The 3,741-nt window shown below is 71.0% G+C and carries 2 protein-coding genes; one reads left to right on the top strand and one right to left on the bottom strand.

The annotated features are described in order from the left end of the window. Positions 1–214: 214 nt before the first annotated feature. A complete protein-coding gene (locus ACTIGN_RS16970) occupies positions 215–1,144 on the top strand; it encodes a HEAT repeat domain-containing protein (RefSeq protein ID WP_439625932.1) in 930 nt (309 codons plus the stop codon). Positions 1,145–1,322: 178 nt separating this feature from the next. On the opposite strand, the gene ACTIGN_RS16965 is transcribed toward ACTIGN_RS16970, so the two are convergent. After that, on the bottom strand, positions 1,323–3,434 hold the full coding sequence (locus ACTIGN_RS16965; protein ID WP_439625930.1) for a PPC domain-containing protein: 2,112 nt from the start codon (positions 3,432–3,434) through the stop codon (positions 1,323–1,325). Positions 3,435–3,741: the final 307 nt, after the last annotated feature.

The following is a 3,741-nucleotide window of genomic DNA, read 5'->3' as shown; positions in this document are numbered from 1 at the left end:
CAGGCACCGGCCTCACAGAGGCCGGCTACAGGAACACATCACCCGGATTCGGTATGACTCCCGCGCTCAGTAGCCCAGCTTCCCAGCCGCCGCCCCCAGAAAGTCGCGTTGATCCCGGCCGCACCCGGTGGTATGGCCGCACCCCCGAATGGATTCGAAGTTTCGCGCGCGGCCCGTGATTGGGCGCGGCGCGCGTGTGCCCGGAGGGCGGCGCGTGGTCCGACCGATGCTACTTGCGTGGCTGGCCGTTGCAGCGGCCGCACAACTCGGGTGCGCCGGGACGTGGGACACCGTCACCAGCCGGCGGTTCCGGGAGCACCCCGGCCCGACGATGAAGCACATGATCGTGCCCGAGGACCCGGTCGCGGTCCTCCTCGCGGACCCGGTCCGCGACCCGGACGAGCGGGCCGCCGCGATGCGCCGCCTCAAGGAGCCGGTCCACAACGGCGGCACCCAGGACACCCAGGACGCGATCGTCGGCGTCCTCGAACGCGCGGCGACCGCCGACCCGAGCCCGGTGCTGCGGCTCGAGGCCGTCGGCGCCCTCGCCCGGTTCGAAGACGTCCGCGCGATGAACGCGTTGATGACCGCGTACCAGAACGCGCACGGCCGCCGGGCCGACGAGCCGGACCCCCTCAAGTCGCCCGACGTGGTGGCGGCGGGGCTCGGCGCGCCGGGCGGGCGCAAGGCCCCGACCGACCAGTTCGACCTGCGCCGCGGCCCGACCGGGTACCCGCCCGAGTGGGTGTCGGCGATCCGGTGCCGGGCGGCCGAGGGGCTCGGGAGGACGAACCGGCCCGAGGCGGCCCGGTTCCTGGCGACCATCGCCGGCGGGGCCGGCACGGACGTCGCCAAGGAGGGGAGCGAGGACCGCGACGTGCGGCTCGCGGCGGTCCGCGGGCTCGGCAAGTGCCGGCAGCCCGAGGCGGTCGCCGCGCTCACCGAGGTGCTCGCGGCCGAGGCCCAGAAGAAGGACACGGCGATGATCGGCCGCACCCACCAGGGGCTCGTTCACCTCACGGGCAAGAAGCTCCCGCCCGACCCGGCCACGTGGAAAGAGGTCGTGCAGGCCGGCGTGACCATCGCCCCGGAGCCGACGTGGTTCGACACCGCCCTCGAAACGGCGATCTTCTGGGAGAAGTGACCCGAATCGGCGTTTCGCCCTCCCCCTCTGCGGGAGAGGGCAGCGAGGCTCTGCGAGCGGGTGAGCGGGTGAGCGGGTGAGGGGTGAACCCTTCGGAGCTGTTGAGGCCGTACCCCTCACCCGGCCGCGAAGCGCGGCCACCCTCTCCCGCAAGGGGAGAGGGACATAATCCCGCGGCTCACTTCTTGGGCGCGGGGAGCACAACGACCGTCACCGGCCGCGCCGGGAGCGGCACGAGCGTGTTCGCCTTCGCACCGGCCTTCCCGTCTTTCCCGTCCTTGGCGACCGGCACCTGCCCCTGACCTTCGATGACGACCGAGTACTCGCCGGGCCGGGCGTTCGCCTGGACGTCGAGCGTCACGGTCGCCTCGGTCTTGCCCTCGGCGACGTTCGCGGTGCCCATCTTGATGGGGTTCGGGAACGACAGTGGGATCAGCGTGACGGCCCCCTTGAACTCGGGCCACAGCCGCTCGCACTTCACCACAACCTCGCCCTTCTTGCCGGCTTCGATCTCGATCTTCTCGACCGCCGGTGTGAGCGCGAACGGGGCCAACTCGTCCGCGATGGCGACCACCAACTCGCGCGTCGGGCGGCTGGAGTTGAGGTCGGTACTGTTCCACACGCGGGTGTACGATCGGACCTCGCGGACGACGGTCTCGTCGCCGCGCTTGGCGGTCGCCACGAGCTTGATCGGCCCGACGTACTCCGGGGCGTCCTTGTCGGCGGTCAGGACCACGACCCCCTTGGTGTCGTTGTTGATGACCGCCGGCGCGACGCGGAGCCCCTTCGGGAGCCCCTCGGCGGTGATCGTGACCGGCCCGTTGAACCCGCCGGTGTTGTGGACGTACACGTCGAGCGGCACCGAACCGCCCCTGCGAACGGTGGTGCCGCCGGGGCCGGGGGTCTGGTGGTGGATGACCGCGGGGAACACGTCGGGCACCGGCTTGCGGATGCTCAGGACGTACTGGTAGCGCGCCCCGCCGCGGCGGTACCGGTCCTGCACCAGCACCCGGTACTTCTTCTTCGCGTTCAGGTTGATCGACCCGCTCGCGTCGCGGATCAGCGCGTCGAAGGCGTTCGAGCGGATGCCGGAGTCGTCGAGTTCGCCGACGCGGGCGTCCTTCTCGTCGAGCACGACGAGGTACGGGTCGGCCCGGCCGGCGATCCGCTCGCAGTACACGTCGAAGCTGTACGCGCCGTTCTCGGGCACCTCGAACTCGTACCAGTCGGCGTCGCGCTCCTTGTCGAACCGCCCCGACACGACCGCGGGGAGCTCGATCTTCTGCGGCTTGAGCGGGTCGTCGTTCGGCTCCTGCTCCAGTGACACCGCGGTGTCAGTCACGAGCAGCGGCACGCCGCGGTGCTGGAACCCGGTGAGCGTGGCGGTCGCCGCGGTGGGCAGGACGCTGTGGCCCGTGGGGTGGTCGGTGAACCGGTAGCCGCCGCGCTTCAGGACGTCGTCCGGCACGCTGACGCTCTCGGTGAGGGCGTCGAGCGGCACGTCGGTGACGACCCACTGCGACGGCTTCGCGCCGCTGCCGAGGTTGCGGCCGAAGACGGTGAGGTCGGCCTTCTTGCCGGCCTGAACCGCCCGCGGGAGCACGTTCTCGACCTGCGGTTGGTCGGTGATAACGAGGCGGTACGGGTGCCCGCCGCGGAACGACAGGTCGTTCAACTGCACGAGGTAGTCGCCGTCCTTCGGGGCGACGAACTCCACCAGAGGGTCCTTGCCGGCGTAGTCGCCGCTGGACGCGAGTTGGCGGCCCTCGGCGTCGGTGAGCGTGAGGTTGGCGTCGAGTTGCGAGTCGAGCCGCTGCGCGAAGCACTCGACCACGACGCGCTGGCCCTTCTTGGCGACGAACCGGAACACGTCCTCGCGGCCCTGCTTCGAGGAACCGTTGACGACGCAGTTCACCGGCACCAACTGCGCCGCACTCGGGTCCTTGGGCAGCGCGTCGGCGACCTCGGTGAGCCCCTTCGACACCGCGAACAGCCGCGGGTTGGTGACGCCGTACTTGCCGACGACGCGGGCGTCGTAGGTGCCCGGCGGCACGTCGGCCGCAACGGTCACCTTGAACTTCCGATCCTTGACGTGCGTTGCGGTGATACCGGGGTGGTCGAAGACGAGCCGCGTGGCCCCCTCGATGTCGCCGCCCCCGACCTCGACCTCGACCTCCGACCCGGCGGCCGCCCCGAGCGGGGTGAGGCGATCGAACCGCGGCGACGGCAGGTCGGCGAGGGCAGGGGAGGCGAATGCGAGCAGGGCGAGGAGGGAAGGGAGAACGCGCATGAGGGTTAGCTCGTAGTGCATGGAACCAGGGGTGTGCTCGGAAGGCCGCCAGGGGTTTGTGCCGCAGAGCCGGCACCGCACCCCTGGCCCCGAGGCCAACGGAGATCGCAGCCCCGGAGGGGCGACAGAGGGCGTCTGGTGTACATGGTTCGCGTAGGGACCAGGGGTTTGCCCGTAACGGGCCGCACCCCTGGCTACCGTCGGTCGCCCCTACGGGGCTACAACACCGGGGACTCTCGGAACCGGATCATGCCGAGTCCGATTGAACCGGAACCGTGGTGTATTGGTCCGAGCCCGAGCGCCGAGC

Origin of the sequence: Gemmata sp., assembly GCF_051859125.1 — a bacterium.
Taxonomy (GTDB): domain Bacteria; phylum Planctomycetota; class Planctomycetia; order Gemmatales; family Gemmataceae; genus Gemmata.
Note: the sequence above shows the minus strand (reverse complement) of the source record. Positions and strands in the feature narration are given on the sequence as shown.